This is a genomic window from Anaerobiospirillum sp. NML120448 (assembly GCF_023050945.1).
Taxonomy (GTDB): domain Bacteria; phylum Pseudomonadota; class Gammaproteobacteria; order Enterobacterales; family Succinivibrionaceae; genus Anaerobiospirillum.
Genome location: NZ_JALKIM010000004.1, coordinates 51,690 through 70,425, shown reverse-complemented (window position 1 = coordinate 70,425; position 18,736 = coordinate 51,690). Strand labels below are relative to the sequence as shown.

At 38.4% G+C, this 18,736-nt stretch carries 10 protein-coding genes and 1 tRNA gene; 4 read left to right on the top strand and 7 right to left on the bottom strand.

The window, feature by feature from the left end:
• Positions 1 to 212 precede the first annotated feature (212 nt).
• Together fliD and corA are read right to left on the bottom strand one after the other, a co-directional pair.
• Positions 213 to 1,634, bottom strand: a complete 1,422-nt coding sequence (gene fliD / locus MXE38_RS01550; RefSeq protein WP_246910393.1) for a flagellar filament capping protein FliD — start codon at positions 1,632 to 1,634, stop codon at positions 213 to 215.
• An 838-nt stretch (positions 1,635 to 2,472) separates the two neighbouring features.
• On the bottom strand, positions 2,473 to 3,423 hold the full coding sequence (gene corA / locus MXE38_RS01545; RefSeq protein WP_246910391.1) for a magnesium/cobalt transporter CorA: 951 nt from the start codon (positions 3,421 to 3,423) through the stop codon (positions 2,473 to 2,475).
• 1,541 nt (positions 3,424 to 4,964) lie between these two features.
• Between corA and MXE38_RS01540 the strand changes: the two genes are divergently transcribed.
• Both MXE38_RS01540 and MXE38_RS01535 read left to right on the top strand, forming a co-directional pair.
• A complete protein-coding gene (locus MXE38_RS01540; protein ID WP_246910389.1) occupies positions 4,965 to 7,559 on the top strand; it encodes an inorganic phosphate transporter in 2,595 nt (864 codons plus the stop codon).
• Between the two features lie 120 nt (positions 7,560 to 7,679).
• A tRNA-Ser gene (locus MXE38_RS01535) sits at positions 7,680 to 7,769 on the top strand.
• A gap of 483 nt (positions 7,770 to 8,252) precedes the next feature.
• On the opposite strand, the gene MXE38_RS01530 is transcribed toward MXE38_RS01535, so the two are convergent.
• The gene (locus tag MXE38_RS01530) at positions 8,253 to 9,797 is read right to left on the bottom strand and encodes a hypothetical protein (protein WP_246910387.1); all 1,545 of its coding nucleotides are present in this window, start codon (positions 9,795 to 9,797) and stop codon (positions 8,253 to 8,255) included.
• A 458-nt stretch (positions 9,798 to 10,255) separates the two neighbouring features.
• Positions 10,256 to 11,194 (bottom strand): cysteine synthase A, encoded by a 939-nt coding sequence (cysK, locus tag MXE38_RS01525; protein ID WP_246910385.1) that lies wholly within the window; start codon positions 11,192 to 11,194, stop codon positions 10,256 to 10,258.
• A gap of 437 nt (positions 11,195 to 11,631) precedes the next feature.
• Here cysK and MXE38_RS01520 point away from each other — a divergent pair, with 437 nt between their 5' ends.
• A complete protein-coding gene (locus tag MXE38_RS01520) occupies positions 11,632 to 12,681 on the top strand; it encodes a hypothetical protein (RefSeq protein WP_246910383.1) in 1,050 nt (349 codons plus the stop codon).
• A gap of 43 nt (positions 12,682 to 12,724) precedes the next feature.
• Here MXE38_RS01520 and MXE38_RS01515 read toward each other — a convergent pair whose 3' ends face one another.
• Positions 12,725 to 13,045: a GNAT family N-acetyltransferase gene (locus MXE38_RS01515; protein ID WP_246910381.1), complete on the bottom strand. Its 321-nt coding sequence runs from the start codon at positions 13,043 to 13,045 to the stop codon at positions 12,725 to 12,727.
• 1,031 nt (positions 13,046 to 14,076) lie between these two features.
• Here MXE38_RS01515 and MXE38_RS01510 point away from each other — a divergent pair.
• Positions 14,077 to 15,108, top strand: coding sequence for a substrate-binding domain-containing protein (locus tag MXE38_RS01510; protein WP_246910379.1), 1,032 nt, complete (start codon positions 14,077 to 14,079; stop codon positions 15,106 to 15,108).
• Positions 15,109 to 15,240: 132 nt separating this feature from the next.
• On the opposite strand, the gene araD is transcribed toward MXE38_RS01510, so the two are convergent.
• Both araD and MXE38_RS01500 read right to left on the bottom strand, forming a co-directional pair.
• Complete coding sequence (araD, locus tag MXE38_RS01505; RefSeq protein ID WP_246910377.1) at positions 15,241 to 15,954, bottom strand: L-ribulose-5-phosphate 4-epimerase; 714 nt, start codon at positions 15,952 to 15,954, stop codon at positions 15,241 to 15,243.
• Between the two features lie 552 nt (positions 15,955 to 16,506).
• Positions 16,507 to 17,730 (bottom strand): hypothetical protein, encoded by a 1,224-nt coding sequence (locus tag MXE38_RS01500; RefSeq protein ID WP_246910375.1) that lies wholly within the window; start codon positions 17,728 to 17,730, stop codon positions 16,507 to 16,509.
• Between the last annotated feature and the right edge of the window lie 1,006 nt (positions 17,731 to 18,736).

The following is an 18,736-nucleotide window of genomic DNA, read 5'->3' as shown; positions in this document are numbered from 1 at the left end:
AGTAAAAGCTAGTAAAGCAGCAGGCGATAGTTAATGAGGGGGAAACAGTAGTGATGATGGTAAGAGATTGATTGAGTTAAATATGAGTGGGGGTTTTAGGGGAGACAATAATGAAATAGCCCTAAAGCCTTTGATAAAAGCTTTAGGGCGGAATAATTGTGCGAATCTAGTGCTAGGTTACAAATCTTAAAGATTTATAACCAGTGTTTAGATTAACCTAAGGCAGACATTAAGTAGTTGAGAGAGCTATTGTAGCCTGCAATAGTATTATCTAAGCGAGCATAACGCTGACGTAAGTTAGCCTCGTACTCCTCAAGATAGACAGCATTGCGAGACTCTTCAGCCTCATAGTTCTTCTTCTTAGCATTTAACTCATCTTCACGTGAAGATAAGATACCGTTGCTCTTGGTGTACTCATCAACAGTCTTGTTAAGCTCAGTTAAGACACCGTCATCGCCAGAGAATAAGTTAACTAAGGCGTTGAAGTTATCGTTAATGTTCTCCTTAAACTTGGTGGAGTCTAAGGACATGGTGCCATCGTTAGCGATCTTAATACCCACAGAGTAAATATCTAAGCCACTCTTGTTACCCTGTACGGATGACATCATGTTTTGAATTTGAGAGGTTAAACCACGTAACATGGAGTCACCAGCAAGCTCACCACCGTCATAGTTGTTTTGACCATCGGTATAGGTGTTGTGCTTGTATAAGCCATCCATGGTGCTCATTAAGGTGTTATAAGCGTTAACGAATGCGTTCATCTTTTCAGTAACCTTGTCTACGTCAGCTGAAATTTGAACGTTGTTAGTCTCAAAACCACCCTTGCCATCGTCCTTAGAGAGACGATTTACGTTGATAGTAATACCAGAGATCACATCACGGAACTCATTGCTCTGAGAGGTAAGTTCCTGACCGTCTACAGTGATCTTAGCATTCTGACCTTGCTCTACAGTCCAGCCTTTAGCTGAAGGGTTGCTATCAGAATCAACATTAAATTTGTCGCTGTTACCACCTGTAGCACCATCAAACTTCATCTTGATGTTGCCTTCGTCACCTGACATGCCAGAGTCAATTACGAGCTTGGTCTTACCGTTACCTAATTGAACGGTAGTTGCAGTTACGCCAAAGTCATTGTTATTGATCTTCTTACGAATAGAAGCAATGTTGTCATCATCAGCGATATCAATAGTGAACTCACGTGGGGTAGTGGAGCCGTCTTCATTCTTTACTGGAGGTAAAGTAATGGTAAGCTTACCCTTTTCAAACTTAGCATTAGAATCGAACTCTTGAGAGAGCTTCTCGTTCTTTGCAATTTGAGTTACAGCAATATCGTATGAGCCGTTGGTGGCGTCATCCTTGGTGGATACAGAGAAGTATGGATTCTCGGTTGGTAAGTCAGTAGTTACCTTACGAGTATTAAAGCCATTGTCTTCAGTTAAAGCCTTAATAGACTTTTGGAATGCCTCTAAAGCACTCTTTAACTTGCCCACACCAGAGATAGCAATGTTGTTCTCTTCTTTACGGGTGTTAAGAGTTTTGCCAATTGAGGCCTTTTTAGCTTGAACCGACGCAGCAATAATGGACTCAAAGTCCATGCCTGAAGCGGAACCAGCGGAAGTAATACCAGATGCCATTTTGCACTCCTAAAAATTCGCACATGTCTAGCTGATGCTAGAAAATTGAGTACTAAACTTATGTTCAAAAACATAAGCGCTTTACTAGATTAACGGTTAATAAAAATTGATCTTTAGCCCATTTATAAGAGCTTTTTTGTTAAAAAATTTTGCCAAAAAGGCAAAAAATTAACTTTAAAACTTTTTACTAACATTTTTATTGAATCTGCCAGTTTATAGCAAAAAACCTCATAGTAAAGCTATAAAGAAAAGAGCTTTATTCTAATAATTTAAGCTGGCTTAAATACTGTAAATATCGGATTTATTGGCTCAATAGCAACCAAGATAAATGATATTAACTTAGAAAAAAGCTCGTACTCAGATTCTTTTTGTTAGCTTAAATTCAAGATTTGAGCCAACAGTATAAATAATCAAGCTTAGACTATGCTTAGATGTTACTAAAATTCGCACAAATGGCGTATTTAAACGATTCTTGACCACGCATAATACGCAATGTCATTAACGGTAAAAGTTGCTTTTAATTTGGGCTTAAGTAATGGCTACTTATAAATAAAGCCATAGCGGCAAAATTATTGTCATATCTATTTAAAGTATTTGGTGAAAAGAAATAGATATAATGCATTGATACTAAACTATATGCTGGGGTTAGCTTGCGTTGCGATGTTGTTTGCTTTGCTTTGTGTTGCTTGGTGTTAAGCAGAGACGCTCTAAAGGTAAGCTGCTTTTAACGGGTAATGGGGGATGGGTGATTCTTAATGAAAAGCACCATAGGCCGTCTAAAGTAGAAATAGGGGCGCTATGGTGCTGGTGCTTTGCAAAGTTATGGTTTTTAGCTTTGCTAGAGCCAACCTTTCTTACGGAAGAATAGGTAGGTTAAAGCGGCTGAAACGAACATCAATAAGATAGAAAGTGGGTAGCCATATTCCCATTTAAGCTCAGGCATGTGCTCAAAGTTCATACCATATAAGCTAGCAATCCAAGTTGGAGGCATGAACACTACAGCAGCCACAGAGAAGATCTTAATAATCTTATTCTGTTTATGGTTGGTATAGCCCATAGAGGCCTCTAGCTGGAAGTTAATCTTATTAGATAAGAACTGAGTGTGAGGCAAAATGGATTCAATATCGTTTAAAACCTCATCAATACTACGTTCTTGCTTATCATCTAAAGTAGTTTCAAAGGACTTTTTAATAAAGCGCAAGGCACGGCGAGTATCGTAAAGTGCTTGCAAGATTTGACCATTTAATTCCTCTTGGCGTACTAGCTCTCTTAAGGTATCTTCTACGCTCTCATCAGATAAAATTTGATCTGCAGTCTCATCCAAAACGCCATAAGCATCTTCGATTAAGTCAGATAGTTGATCAACTTTTAAATCTTGTAATTGCAGCAAAATATCTAAGGCTGAACGGATATCTGCTTTGCCAAAGCGGATTTGATAGCGCAATAAACGAACAATAGAAATGTCATCCTCTCTAAATGAGATTAGGAGGTTCTTGCGCATAATAAAAGACATATTCACACCACGGGTGTCATTAGCAGAGCGTTGTGGGAATAATGAGAGAATATGAACGCCGTCAGCTCCAATTCTAAAACGGGAGGAAGACTCTAAGTCATCCATCTCGTCTTCGTCTGGAACATCCTCAACGAATAGTTTTTCTAACCAATCACTTTCTTCTTGGGTGGGTTGATGAACGTCAAGCCAAATTACATCAGAGGGTAAGGCATCTCCAGCTGTTACTTTAACAATGGAGAGGCTGTTGTCATCGTAGAGTTGGCAAGCTGTAATCATCAAAATCTCCTGTACTACACAGCATAAAGCTGTTGTGCACAGTGCCACCAATATTTGTCATATAGTTGCTATTACTGTCCAAGGCTACATTTATCTTGATTATAGGCAACTTATAGATCTGAATCTGTATTAAATAGCAACGACAAAGAGCTAACAGCAGGCTGCATCTTTGTCAGGTCAGACAAACATATAGTAGTACTTATTCACAAGGGTAAAAGTGCCAGCTTTTAATAGTTGTTAACAAAGCATGTATTTTAAATATTCATGCACAAAAGCTGGTGGTGTTTAGGTTAAGCCGTGCTATTGGAGCACAAAAACTTATGACCTAAATTAAATTGAAATTAAAATTTTTTTAAAACAACTAACTTTAATTTGCAGCCAATAGCATGATTTTAAGAGCAGCGTTGTTAGCAAGGATTATTCGCTTACGGTTAAAGTAATGCCTTAATTAGATGAAAATGAAAGATAGCTGTTTTTTAGGTAGCTTAAGAGCCAGAAAAATAGCCTAAATTAGCCTTTTTTGAAATTTAAGGGTCTAAAGCCTGGATATACTTTAGGCAAAAACCTGTGTACTGTCAAACAATCTTATTAAGTACTAAAAGTGTAATAAAGCAAAAATGCTGTGTGCTACTGGAATTTGGTCATAAGAACAAATTGTAAGTTTTAAAAATTTGATCTCTATAAAACTTTAAATATTTTCCAGTGTGTAAACATAAAGTTGTTAATATTAAATTTTGTGTAAAAGTCTTTAAATTGGTAAAGAGGGCTAATACTAATATTAGTTCTTCTAATACTAATTGCAAAAATGCCAACCTAGCTCATTAATTTGGTCTTAAAACAAAGGGCTAACTATGCGCTTTTTGGGATTGCTAGAGAGTAGTTTTTAAGGAATTTTAGGGGCATTTATTCTGCTTTTTATTTTTCATAACAAAGAGACAAGTTTTTAATAATGCTTGTGAGATAAATAGGAATAAAGGCACTAGATTAAAAAATTGCCAGCAGATGGTAATTTGCTAACTTACATACCATTAATGAAGCGAACAAATTTATGAATGCAATTTTCAAAAGTGCCGTAGGTGCGGGCGTTTAACAGTAGTTTTAAAGGAAATTAAACCAAGAAAATTAAAAAATCATTAACATTTATGAGGGCTGTTTTTGCTAAGCGCCTTAAAAAAATATCACTTAACAAAGCATAAATATTCTTAACAAAAACTTAACAATCGCTTGCTAATCTTTGCAGCAACTTTTTTGCCTGTGTTAAGATTTTCTCTATTACAGGTCTTTAGAAAACCTTTCTGAAAATCTTAAGGCTAAGAGTTTTAGATTGAACTTTCTTTAGAATGCGTAAAATTGCCTAATATGCTCCTAAGCTGTAATAAGGCATCACTTTGGTATGTCTGTTTATTTAGTTAGCTATGCTTTGAAAACTTATCTCCAATAAGTTGCTAATACTGTTAGTAAGCGCTGCTAAATTGATAATTTACTGAAGGCTTTATTTAGCAAAGGCTAATATTTAGCGCCTTTTTAAAGTGAATCATTTTATGATTGAAACAATTTTCTTGGTGCTCGTTGGCTTTTTACTCCTATTAGCATGTATTGACTTGTTCGTAGGTGTATCCAATGATGCCGTAAACTTCCTTAATTCTGCTGTTGGTTGTCGTATTGCTCCGCTGCAGGTTGTCCTTGTTGTAGCTTCCTTAGGTGTACTTATTGGTGCTACCTTCTCATCTGGCATGATGGAAGTGGCTCGTAGTGGTATGTTTGAGCCTAGCCTCTTCTCCTTCTACGATGTCATGCTGATCTTCTGTGCTGTAATGATGACTGATGTCTTGTTGTTAAATACCTTTAACTCTTTAGGTTTACCAACATCGACTACTGTATCCATTGTGTTTGAATTATTAGGTGCTGCTGTAATGGCTAGTGCTTATAAGTTAAGCATGGATGGTTTGTCATACGCTGAGATCTTTGACTACATTAAGACCGATAGAGCTGCTACCATTGTTTCAGCCATCTTGGTTTCTGTAGTAGTAGCCTTCTTCTCTGGCGCTCTTGTACAGTTTATTTTACGTGTTCTCTTTACTTTCCGCTTCCAAAATACTTATAAGTATTTAGGCGGTGTGTTCTTCGGTTTCTCTATTACCGCAATTTTCTACTTCTTGGTAATGAAGGGTGCCAAGGGCGCTTCATTCATGAAGCCTGAGTACATTGAGTTCATTAATCAACATACCAGCACCATTTTATGGTCATTATTCATTGGTCTAACTGTGTTAGGTCAAATCTTGGTATTAATTAAGTTTAATGTCTTCAAAGTAATTATCTTAGCTGGTACCTTTGCTCTTGCCTTCTCTTTTGCAGGTAATGACTTAGTTAACTTCGTTGGTGTTCCTTTAGCTGCTTTAGATTCAGCTATGTATTGGTTAAATTTAGGTTCTCCAGAGCCTCACTCTATCAATATGGAGATCTTAAATGATAATACTCATACCAATACCATCTTCTTGGCATTGGCTGGTCTTATCATGGTGGTTACTTTATGGACCTCTAAAAAGGCTCACCGTGTAATTCAAACCTCTATTAACCTTTCAAGCTCCACTCATGGTGAGCATGAGCAGTTTGGTGCCTCTACTCCAGGCCGTGTAGTAACTCGTTTTGGTTTAGGTATCTCCCGTGCTTTTAAGAACTTTTTACCTACTTTCTTATTAGCATTTATTGGCTCTCGCTATATCAAGCCTGCGGTAGTAAAAGGTGAAGCTCCACTTCCTTTTGACTATGTACGTGCTTCTGTAAACTTAGTATTAGCTTCTATTTTGATTGCCTCTGCAACCACTTTAAAGCTTCCATTATCAACCACCTATGTAACCTTCATGGTGGCCATGGGTACTTCATTTGCTGATGGTGCTTGGTCTCGTGAAAGTGCGGTTTACCGTATTTCTGGTGTGATCACCGTTATTGCTGGTTGGTTCTTAACCGCTATGTCAGCTTTTGCTGCTAGTGCTGTAGTTTGCTTAGTATTCTTTAACTTTGGTTATGCTGCTATCTTCATTGTGATGTTTATCGTGATCACTGTGATCATTCGTACTAACTTCACAAAGGAGAAGGCCTCTGAGACTACTGTTTCTGTTATTGAAGCTAAGGACGACAATAAGAAGGTACTCGACTCCATTGCTAAGGCTGTACCTGTATACTTTGATGCTCAAGTTGAGGTAGTTGATCGTGCTTTAGAGAACTTCTTTAACGACAATGAGTTTAAGTTACGTCGTGACTTTAACAAGGCATCTAACATTGAGTACGATATCTCTAAGGTACGTTCTGAGTACTATTCTTTAGCTAATAGCACCAGCGCTACTACAGATAGTAAAGTTACCAATGATGCTAAGCACTTCTTCTATCTTACTTTCTCCAATATGAGAGAGGCATCTAAGGCTATTAGATATATGGTAGAGCGTGCTGTAACCCACGTAGCTAACCGTCACACCATTTTCCAAGGTGAGATGCAGTCAAGCTTAATGGACATTAATGCCCGTCTACACATGCTTTCTAAGGACTTACATAAGATGGCCGCTGAGCCTACAGCAGCTAATGTTGAGGCCATGGTAAAGCATGCTAAGAAGTTAAACCGTGATATTGACCGTTCACAAATTGATTTAGTTAATATCATTAGCTCTCAGCACGTTTCTATTCACTCTGCTGAAATGTACTTAGGCTTCTTACAGGGTATTCGTGACTTAGCTAACCGCTATGTAGCAGTGGCTATGCAAGAGCGTGCTTTATCTCAAATCGTTGCTGGTTCAAGCATTGATCCTAGCTTAAATGATTCACAAATGCGCTCACAGGTATTTGGTACCACCTCACGTACTCAAAACGAGGCTATGGTTAACGCTCCAGTAGATGACGAAGAGCCAACTACCGACGCTAAGGCCGATGCCAAGGCAGAAGCTAACGCTCCTGCTAACGCTCAAGCCTCAAGCAATGAGCCTAGCCAAGAGCAATCTGACAAGCAAGAGGTAGAGTCCGCTCCAGCTCAAGCTCCAGAGGCTGCTAAGGAAGCTGCGCCTGCTGTAGAGGCCGCTCCTGCCCAGGATGCTGCTAAGGCTGACGCTACTAAAGAGCAGCAAGATCAAGGCTCTGAAAATAAGTAAGCTCTAAGCTTGCTAATTAAAATGGATTAAATTCCTAAAGGAAAGGATGCTTTTTAGCATCCTTTCTTTTTTAGCCTAAAGACTTGCTTTGCAATGGTTTTTTCCTATAATAGAACGCACGGAAAGATGGCAGAGCGGTTGAATGCACCGCACTCGAAATGCGGCATACCTTTCGGGGTATCGGGGGTTCAAATCCCCCTCTTTCCGCCATTTAACTAAATGCTATCTTAATAGCTCTTATCTTTTCTCTCCCTTACCTTACCAGCACATAAGCCAAAGCCTGACTCAAAGCTTACATGGCTCCAAGCTTTCTGTCTTAAAAGCTTATAGCGCCCGCTCTCTTGCTCGTACACTCACTCACTCTCTGGTTTGCTTGCAAGCTCGCCCGCTCGCATACTCGCTTAAGTGCAAACATTGTTGCACCTGACCTCACTTAATACTTGTTAGAGGCAATATGGGATGGGGTAGGACATATCGGGATTAATGGTGCTTGTTTATCCCAAAAAGGCAATCTGATGGTAAGGCTTATTGGTATTACTTTGGCTCGGGTGTGCTTACTAACTAAGAGGCTTACCTATTAGTATTTCCTTTAGATGGCTAATAATAAGGATTGGCTGGGGTGTTGTTAGTTGTTAGCCTAAGAAAAAAGCCAAGCTAGGAGGCTTGGCTTTTAGTTTAGATTCTTATCAAGAATTAAACATTCTTAACATCATCAGGTTTTAATTTTACAAACTTACTCTTTTTGCTCTTTTTAGCATCTTTAGAGTGTTGTTCTTTAGCTTTCTTTTTCTCAGCCTCTTGTACGCTCTTAGGGTCAAGCTTGAGATACTTAGCTGCTTTTTCTAGCTTTTTAAGTTCTTTTTGCTTGGCTTTATGCTCAGCTTTTTGCTCTTTCTTAAGCTCTTGTTGACGCTTTTCTAAGAGTTTCTTTTGCTTATAAGGGCTGTAGGTTTTAGCTACATGCTCCAAGCTAAAAGAGTGAGGGCCGCTAACCAGGTTGCGCATGCTTTGGTTGTTGTTGGCATTAACATCACTTAGAACTTCACAAACTTGATTGGAGCTTTGGCTATTGTCCTTATTGCTCTGGATTTGAGAGCCTGCATCAATATTTAATTTAGTCTCATCACTCTTAGTGGTACTTGCTTTGCTACTAGCTGTTTTGGAGCTAGGGCTAGCACTAGCACTAGCGCTTGCACTTGTACTAGTTGATTTGGAGCTAGCGCTAGAATTAGCGCTAGCATTAGTAGAAGTAGCACTAATCTTATGGTCAGTACCTTGAACAATATTGAGCTCTTTTTTAGGTTGGGCTAAGTCTTTTGCTTGCTCACCATCTTTAGTGCTCTTTTTAGCTCCACTATCTTTAGTGCTCTTGTTGTCTGTAGTAGGGGCTAATTTAGCCTTGCTAGACTTGCTTGCTTTTGCATCACTAGGGGATACATCACTAGGCACTTGGTTGCAAGGCACTTGGTCAGTATGGATGGTGTCACTAGCTTTGGTGTCCTTTGCTTTTTCCTGCTCTTGTTTTACGACTTTTTCAGCATGAGCTAAAGTAGCTTCGCTATGGCTTTCATCCTTGCTCTTAATGCCTGGGCTACGTAAGTCGTCCATATCAGTTAAAGAACTTACATAGTTAAGGTCGTCATTGACCTTATCGCTATTATCAAAGTTGCCCAGTAAGTTATCATTGAACCCATCGTCCCTAATAGGGTCAATTTCATTAAACTCATCAAAGCCAGAAATATTATCCTGCTCCCCTAAATCATTAAATGATAGATCCATAGCATTAGGGGCATTTAAAGAGGCAACTTTATTGTTGCTCTCTAATAGGTGGTTGTCTATGGAACAATTGAGTTTGTTAGCAACTTCTTCATCAAGTGGGTCGGCAACAGAGTTTTTAATAGGATCAACTAGGTCATCGCTAGAGGCCATCTTAGCAGCTTGCTCGTCCTCAATAGTTTGGAAAATATCATGTACGCCAAAACTGTCGTCATCACCTGTACATACAGGGTCATCACTATCATTATTGAGTTCCTGAATATTTTGAATCTCATTCATTTCATAGAATTTGGAGTAAAGAGACTCAAGAATATCAGCTGGCACACAATAAAAAGCAGGCTTATCGTTGATAATAACAGCAATAGGCTCACTCTTAACTGCTTTAACTACAGTTTTAGGGTTCTTTTTAAATTCGGAGACGCTAATACTAAGATTAGCCAAGATCTGTCTAATATGTGCCATAGTGATGCTCCACAAACTCTCTAACTAGCAACCTTATATTAGTTCAAAGCCAGATTTTTAAATATGCATTTTTACCATAAAGTATCAAGAATGCCACCACCTACGCTTAAGCGAGGCGGGGGACGAATCGCATACGTTACATATAAACTAATGATCGTCTGCCTAAGATTTTGCATTCCTTAGCAGGGAAATTTTTCTTGCCTTGACGAGCATGAAAGATTTATTGCGAAAAGTAAAAATATCATAATTTTGCAAGTTTAATATCATGCAAAAAACAACCCAAAGCAAATTTTTTTTGCTATAAGCTCATTGTTAACTTTAGCAAAATAATCATTGATTTAGCTTAGTATTATAGAAAATACTATTTGGAGCAATAGTTTTTAAAAGGCGCAAGTTAAAAGGCCATCACGATAGCGATCGTGATGGCCTGATAAGGTAGGGAGAGTAATAATTAATGATTAATTTTCGTAGCTAAAAAGCTCAGTAGATAAGTAGCGCTCACCAGTATCTGGAAGTAACACTACAATGTTTTTACCTTTGTTTTCAGGAAGCTTGGCTAAAGATAGGGCTGCCGCCATAGCAGCACCAGAGGAAATGCCTACTAAAATACCTTCTTTATAAGATAACTGACGAGCTGTCTCAAAGGCATCTTCATTGCTAACAGGAATAACTTGGTCTACGACAGAGCTGTTGTAATTTTTTGGAACAAAGCCAGCACCAATACCTTGAATCTTGTGAGGGCCAGGGTTATTACCGCTAAGAACAGCAGAGGCACTAGGCTCAACAGCGACAATTTTAACTTGAGGTAATTTTTCTTTTAAGACCTTACCTACACCACTAACAGTGCCACCAGTACCTACGCCAGCTACAAAAATATCTACCTTATTGTCGGTATCTTCTAAGATCTCTAAAGCAGTGGTCTTAGTGTGAGCTAATGGATTAGCAGGGTTTTCAAATTGCTGCAAAATAATGCTATTAGGAGTTTGCTCTTGGAGCTCTTGTGCCTTAGCAATAGCACCCTTCATACCTAAAGCACCTTCGGTTAATACTAACTTAGCACCACGAGCTTGTAACAAGCGACGACGCTCAAGACTCATAGTCTCTGGCATAGTTAAGATTAGTTTATAGCCCTTAACTGCTGCTACCATGGCTAGGCCGACACCTGTATTACCTGAGGTAGGCTCAATAATTGTTGCGCCCTTTTTAAGCACGCCAGCTTTTTCTGCCTCTTCAATCATATAAAGAGCGGCTCTGTCTTTTACTGAGCCAGCTGGGTTGAAGTATTCTAATTTGGCAATAACATTAGCCACACTTCCTTGCTCGGCAGTTAAAGTATTGATTTGAACTAAAGGGGTACGGCCAATTAAAGAAGTAAGGCTCTGTGCAATCTTAGACATAATTTCCTCTAAATTTTTCTAATGCTCTAATCCCTTTAGCAGTAAATATGACTTTAACTGTTAGAGGTGATGAGCGGTAAGTAACAAATACAACAATAAGGATTCATAAATAAGCTCGAAAATGCTTAGTGAAACTTGCTTTCTTGTTTTTTATCCTAGCATGTCTTTTTTCAGTATGTGCTTTAACATGAAAAATGTTAGCAAATTTAGTTTTCTTGTATTATTTTGAAGCAGATCACAATTACTTTTCTAAGGCCTAAATAAGCCATAGTTAAAGGTTTATGCCCTATATTGTTAATAAATAAGCTTATTTTGGGTGCAATGTTAAATCTTGGGGCGATTTTTAGCTCCTTAGGTTGCTTTAATGCTCTTGAGCACTTAGGATTAGTTAAAGCTTAATTTTGGTTCTGACATATATGAAGAGTGAGGATTGAGAGTTGGTAGATTATTCTAAAAAGCTTAGTCAGGTGATTAGCGATTTGTCAGCTGAGGATTCTTTAAGAGGCTTATTTCAACAACATTTAGAAGGCAACCCATTGCCATCAGCCCGTGCGATTAATGAAATTGTTAAATTGTCACGAGCTATTATTTTCCCAGGCTATTTTGGTAAGTCTAAAATCAACAGACATACTGTTTCTTATCATATTGGTTTGCAAGTAGAGCAGCTTTATGATTTGTTAACTGAGCAAATAGCGGCAGCCTTATGTTTCCAAAGTGCTGATAATGAATACCATGCTCGAACTACTGTTAGCTCTCAATCTAGTCTTAATTTAAGCTCTAAGAAGGGTACTAATACCGAGCTTATCAAAGCAGAGCTCAGTAAAGCTGTAGATAGCTTAGTGCTAAGCCCCTTAGTCAATGAACAAGGCCAGCAGTGCTTATGCTGTGATGATGAGGTTAAGGAAATTGCCAAATCACTAGCAGTGCAGTACATAAGTTCTTTGTCAGAGTTAAGAGCAAAGTTAGCTTTAGATGTAAGAGCAGCCTTTAATGGCGACCCTGCGGCTACTTCTTTTGGTGAGGTTATTTGTTGTTATCCAGGAGTAAGAGCTATTAGCAATTACCGTATGGCTCATAAACTCTTAACCTTGGGCGTGCCATTAATTCCACGTGCTATTACTGAGTTAGCCCACTCTGAGACTGGTATCGACATTCACCCTGGCGCACGTATTGGCGATAGCTTTTCTATTGACCATGGCACAGGTGTAGTTATCGGTGAAACCTGTATTATTGGCTCTAATGTGAAGCTCTATCAGGGTGTAACTTTAGGTGCTAAGAGCATACCTGTAGATAGTGAGGGCATGCCGCTTAATATTCCTCGCCACCCAATTTTAGAGGATGATGTAGTGGTTTACTCTAATGCCTCGATCTTAGGTCGTATTACTATTGGCAAGGGCGCTATTATTGGAGGCAACGTCTGGGTTATTGAGGATGTGTCACCAGGTGCTAAAGTGGTACAGCTAAAAGCAGACCGTCAATTAGATTAAGAGAGAAAAAAGGGACAAATTAGGTAATTTGTCCATTCTTTTTCTATTGCTTATGCTTGCCAATAGCGCAGCCGCCTTCAACAAAATCGCTGCTCTCATTGCCCTGATACTCAGGATGGCGCTTAAGCCAGGTTACAGCATAAGAGCAAGTGCCAATGCACTTTAAATTTTGCTCAAGAGCAAAGTCATAAGCAGCTTTTACTAACTTGCCAGCTAAGCCTTGACCCCCTAATGGTGGTGGTACTAGAGTCTTTCTGACATCAAGTGCGCCATCATAAATCTCATAAGTTACAAATGCTCTATGACCATCAATAGTGAGCTCAAAAGTTTGCTCATTTGGTAAATGCTTAATGGTTACGTCCATATTGCTAGTTCCTAAAATTTAATTCCTAAACATATATTGGCATAAGTGTGCTTATTAGCAAAGTGATGAATTTATCAATAATTCATGTGGCAAGTAAAGTTATCGTAATAGGGGAGTGACACAGGTAGATGAAAGGTAGGACGTAAGGGCTTTTAAAGATTGTAAGAGGGGAGTGACACGGACAGATGAAGGGTAGGACTTAAGAGCTTTTAAAGATTGTAAGATGGGTAGTGATACGGACAGGTGAAAGGAAGGCCTTAAGGGCTTTTAAAGATTGTAAGAGGGGAGTGACACGGGCAGATGAAAGGTAGGACTTAAGGGCTTTTAAAGATTGTAAGATGGGTAGTGATACGGACAGGTGAAAGGAAGGCCGTAAGAGCTTTTAAAGATTGTAAGATGGGTAGTGACACTATCAGATGAAATATAGGCCTTAAAGGCTTTTAATGAATGTAAGAGTGGTAGTGACACCATCATATGAAAGATAGGCCTTAAGAGCTTTTAAAGGTGGCAGGCAGGTTTTTTTATAAAAAATTACAAAAAACTGTGCTAAGGATTGTATTTTTTGTAAATTACTGTGCGCATCAGGCATAATTTAAGCTATTATCTATATACCGCAATCGTTTGCGGGAGTTGCTATAGATAATTACTGAGCTTTATTAAGATAGAAAAATATAGCGTTTATCTTATAGATAGTTTAGGAATAATTATCGTCTATAAATTTTTTTCGTAAAAACAATTACACTGTGCACACCAAAAAACAAAGCACAGTTTTTTGCTATTTAAAAATGGCTTCTCGTTGCATGTCCATGCTTTATTAAGGTTAATTAAGTGCAATGATAATGCTCAGTACGTAAGCCTATTTTAAAAGAACTTGTTGTAATTTAAACAGTCAGTGGCGCAATTAAATAAACGGTTGCGTATCAGTCCTTTTGGCTATTGTAATTGTTTATCTTATGACAAATTAATTAGACCTTATTTGCAATAACCAACCGTAATGGGACACATAGGTTAGTGTCGAGGATTTTTTTGTCATGACTGTAACCTTAAAAGACTTATCAAAAGCTATTGGTGTATCTGTTGGCACAGTATCTCGTGCCCTAAATGATAAGAGCGAAGTAAGTGCCGAAACAGCTAGGCGCGTTCGTCAATTAGCTCAAGATCTAGGCTATGTTCCTAATCGAGCAGGTCGTGCTTTATCAGCACAAAAGAATCTTAATACTATTGGTGTATTGTTACCTTCCATTAATGGCCCTTTCTTCGATGATATCAAGCAAGGCATTAAAGAAGCTGAGGCTGAATTTAAAGATCTTGGTATTGAAGTAGTGCTTCATGAGGTTGAAGGCTGGGATGTACAAGAGCATTTACAGCATATTCAGGCTTTAAAAGATCAAGGTTGTAAGTCTTTAGCTTTATGTACTGTAGATGATGAGCGTATTCGTGAGCGCATTAATGAGCTTGAGCAAGAGAACATTCCTACCTTATTAATTAACAATAAGGTTCAGGATTGTAAAAATATCTGCTTTGTTGGCCCTGACTATCACCGCTCAGGAGAAATAGCTGCTGCCTTATTGCACAAGTCTCGCTTTGACCAAGAGCTTAATATACTAGTAGTGGTAGGCCTTAAGAGCCATCATGGCCATGCTGCTCGTGTTCAGGGTTTTATTGACGAATTAGAAAGAAGAAAGAGTAAGTATAAGATTGTTGATGTAGTTGAGGGTGAAGATAATGACATTACTACTCAACAAGTTACTATGGAAGCCTTAAGAAATCACTCTGAGGTAAATTGCATTTATATGGCATCAGGCTCAGGTGTTAGTGGCTTAGGTGCTGCTATTATTGCAGAGTCTTTAGGTAGGTTCTTTGTCATTGCTTGTGATGAAATCTATACTACCCGTGAGTTGGTTAAGTCCGATATTATCGACTTTGTTATTTGCCAAGAGCCTCGTGTTCAAGGCTATCAAGCAATTAAGCTCTTGCACGATTATTTGTCCAAGACAAGAACAGGCTCCATCAATGATTTTATCGTAGGTAATATCATCAAGCTTAAAAACCATTTTGAATAATAAAAGAAAAAACACTCAAGTGCTCAACATTAAGCAGCCTTGAGTGTTTTTTATTTACAAGCCGTAAAAAAGTAGAGCTTAACAAAAGCTCTACTTTATCGTGTTACTTATTTGAGGATGATTAGAGGTTAACTAGTGTTCTTGGCCTTTTTGACCATAATAAGCATTAGCACCATGCTTACGTAAGTAATGCTTATTTAAGAGGGTTTGTTGCATTGGCTTGAGATAACCTTGCTTGAGTACAAAAGTGTGGAAAGCCATATAAGCAATTTCTTCTAGTACTACAGCATTGTAAACAGCGTTAGCTGGGCTCTTACCCCAAGCAAAAGGGCCATGAGAGTGAACTAATACTGCTGGTACATCTTTGAAGTTAATATTGCGATCCTTAAAGGTCTCAATAATTACTTTGCCAGTCTCAGCTTCATATTGGCCATTGATTTCATCGTCAGACATTAAGCGGGTGCAAGGAATAGCACCATAGAAATAATCAGCACCAGTGGTACCTAAAGCTGGAATGTCTAAACCAGCTTGTGCCCAAGAAGTAGCATTGCGTGAGTGAGTGTGAACAATACCATTAATATCTTCACTAGCACGATAAAGCTCTAAGTGGGTATCAGTATCTGTAGATGGATTTAAATCACCCTCGACCTTTTTACCAGTCTTAAGATCTACGACCACCATATCAGAGGCTTTCATAGTCTCATAATCAACGCCTGATGGCTTGATTACAACTAAGCCTTTTTCACGGTCAATACCAGAAACATTACCCCAAGTAAAAGTAACTAAACCATGCTTAGGTAAATCTAGATTAGCTTTAAAAACCTGCTCTTTTAACTCTTCAAGCATAACAACCTCAAGAAAACAAAAAAACGCAAACTACCTGATGACAAGTGCAGTTTTAATCACGGTAGCTCTTGTTTGCCTATGGGTGCTTATACGCAATTTCCCTAAAAGAGCTGACCTTTAAAATTTGAAGTATTAAACTGCATATTTTGATTATAAGCCTAAGCGATAAAAAATACCGTAACCGTTTGCGATTTTTGCGTAATATTCCGATTTACTTCACAATTTTGCCCCTAAAAACTCCCCTTACTCTCATGAAATACGTGCACAAAGCACCATGCCCTTTCCCAAAAGTAAGGCCAATGAGGCCACTGCCTAATAGAGCTTATAAGGTACATAACCACAGCTATAGTATTAGCCTAGGTAGCAATACATTTAGCAAAGCTTAAATCGTGGTGGCTGTTAATAAGTAGTAGTGCTACAGACTAAAGGTAAGAGGGATTTGGCTAAGGTATGGTTTAGCTGCTCTAACAGCAAAAGTGCTGTGAGTATGGTGGGTTTTTAGGGTAGGGCTGGAGGTGTAGCCCAAGCTAACAGATAGCTTGGGCGTAATATTTAGAGGCGGTGACGGCCTTGGGTGCGGCTTTCGTGGCCTGAGACAATGTTGTCGTTGATAAAGTTGTTTTGATTATCAATGGTAAAGGCACCACCTTCGTTTCTAAAGGTGCCAGTATTAATCATGACTGCCATTTGCTCAGTATGAACTTGGGCAGCTTTTTTAACAGCAAAGACACCATCATTAAGAATACGTGCACTACCAGTAAAGGTGGCCGCTCCTGACAACTCAAAGGTATGATTGTTGAGTAATTGAGCATTGTCACGAATGATGAGCGAGGAGCCTTTTTGCTGTTTAAAAGAAGCTAAATTTTCAAACACGCTATTGCGAGCTAAAGTAACAATGCCTTTAGGAGCAAACATACGTCTACTCTCAAAGCGAGCATAATCAATAAAGCTCAATTGGCTTTGAGCGTTTAAATTAGTTTTTCCTGCATTGATAAATTTGCTTTTATCAAGGAATTGTAAGCGTGAGCCATCTAATAAATCTATAGTACCTGAGTTGTTCAATTCGCCTTTATTGCGTACTTCCCAAATAGCAGTATTTAAAGCTATCTGACCGCTATTACGAAATTTAGTAAGATCACTAAAAATAATTTGGCTATTAGGCTCAATCAAAATTTTGCCTAAATTTTTAATTTCAGTGGTGCCACGGGTATTAAATTGACTGCCCTGACTCATATACAGTAAACCAGTACAGTTAAAGCTACTATTATGATCAATATTAATAGCGCTGCGCTCTTTTAAATCAAGCTCACCTCTTATTTCAAATTGGCCACCATTACTAACAGTAATACTATTGCCTGAGGTTAATGAAACCTTGCGGCCTGCCTTAATAAAGAGTTTACCTTGAACGGTAAGATTACCATTAATGACATTACCGCCTTGAAGCTCATAACACTGTTGCGGGCGAATATATAAAGGCACCTGCTCATGAGTCATTATAGGCAAGCATACTATTGAGTTTGCCATGGCTCTCTCGTGCTGCTTGTTAAGCTCTGGTGCGGGCGCTGCTAGAGCTTGAGTTTGTTCGCTCTGCTCCGTAGCAGCAGAGGCTGCAGTGGCTGCAGTGGCAGCTGCAGTTGAGGCATCTGTAGCAGCAGCAGTGGCAGTAGCGCTAGTTTCAGCCTGGGCAAGCTGAGCAAAAGAAGATGCATAACTAAGTGAGAATAGGGAGCTAAGTAAGATAGTAGTGCCTAAGAAGAGGCATAACTTGTTAATCACAACAAAACATCCTTACAACCATGAAATGTGGGCATAAGTTTACCATTTTTGTTTACCGCTCGTTGCTTTAATCTTTAAGCAGTACTTAGTGATAGCGAAAATGTAATAACAATGCAAAAAATTGTTGCAATCATGCAAAGAAGCAAACTTAAATTAAATTTGCCTTTATTTTGGCTTTGTCAAATACGCAAAAAAGACCATAAGTAGGCAATTTTTTGTAACATTTGTATCATTAAAAAATTTTTTATAAGGCCTTAAAATGCATATAAATGGCTAAGCAATCAGATTTTGCAAGAAAAAGTGTTACCGATAACAGGTAAAAAATCTTTAAAAAAAATTTTATAAAAAGCTTGATCCAAGTCTCAAATTTGGTATCATATACCCATCGAAACGAACAGAGCAAAGTGGTCGTTTTGAAACTAACTAAACTCATAGTTTAACTCCTTTTCATAGACAATCCTCCTATTTAAAAAAAGGTCAAGCGCGAAACTTGGCCTTTTTTATTGCCTTTTGCATGGTATGTATAAATAATATACGTGCATAACCAGGGGCTAAAATTGTAGTGCCATTAAACTATGGTTTTTAAGCCATGAATGCAAAATATAGTGCAACACTTATGTGCTGATTCATGGTTAATCTCTAATATATGGATGGCTAAAAGATTGAGCTTAATTGAAGCTAGTATGACTGTGCGCTGTGCCTTGTTTTGCGCTTTTGCTAATGCACCATATTAACCTTAAGAAGCTAAAGCTCTAAGACAAGCTTTTATGAAACTAATAACACTATATTGCTATTATTTGCACTCTTTTTAAGATAGGAATAAAGCGCAGGGGATTAATAAGTTTTTTAGTATTTGTACACTATATTAACCTTAATAGTTTTCATTCTTTACAATTTTGCAAAATGAGCCAGCGCTTTATCTTTGCTTTTGCTAATATCTAACTATTGTTTAAAACAATGTTTTAGTTGTGTTTGTGTTTTTTTGCAAGTCTGGATTTGCGGAGTT

Coding starts and splice junctions, on each gene's coding strand:
- fliD (WP_246910393.1), bottom strand. CDS start 1,634: ATGGCATCTGGTATTACTTCCGCTGGTTCCGCTTCAGGCATGGACTTT.
- MXE38_RS01540 (WP_246910389.1), top strand. CDS start 4,965: ATGATTGAAACAATTTTCTTGGTGCTCGTTGGCTTTTTACTCCTATTA.
- MXE38_RS01530 (WP_246910387.1), bottom strand. CDS start 9,797: ATGGCACATATTAGACAGATCTTGGCTAATCTTAGTATTAGCGTCTCC.
- corA (WP_246910391.1), bottom strand. CDS start 3,423: ATGATTACAGCTTGCCAACTCTACGATGACAACAGCCTCTCCATTGTT.
- cysK (WP_246910385.1), bottom strand. CDS start 11,194: ATGTCTAAGATTGCACAGAGCCTTACTTCTTTAATTGGCCGTACCCCT.
- MXE38_RS01515 (WP_246910381.1), bottom strand. CDS start 13,045: ATGGACGTAACCATTAAGCATTTACCAAATGAGCAAACTTTTGAGCTC.
- MXE38_RS01510 (WP_246910379.1), top strand. CDS start 14,077: ATGACTGTAACCTTAAAAGACTTATCAAAAGCTATTGGTGTATCTGTT.
- araD (WP_246910377.1), bottom strand. CDS start 15,954: ATGCTTGAAGAGTTAAAAGAGCAGGTTTTTAAAGCTAATCTAGATTTA.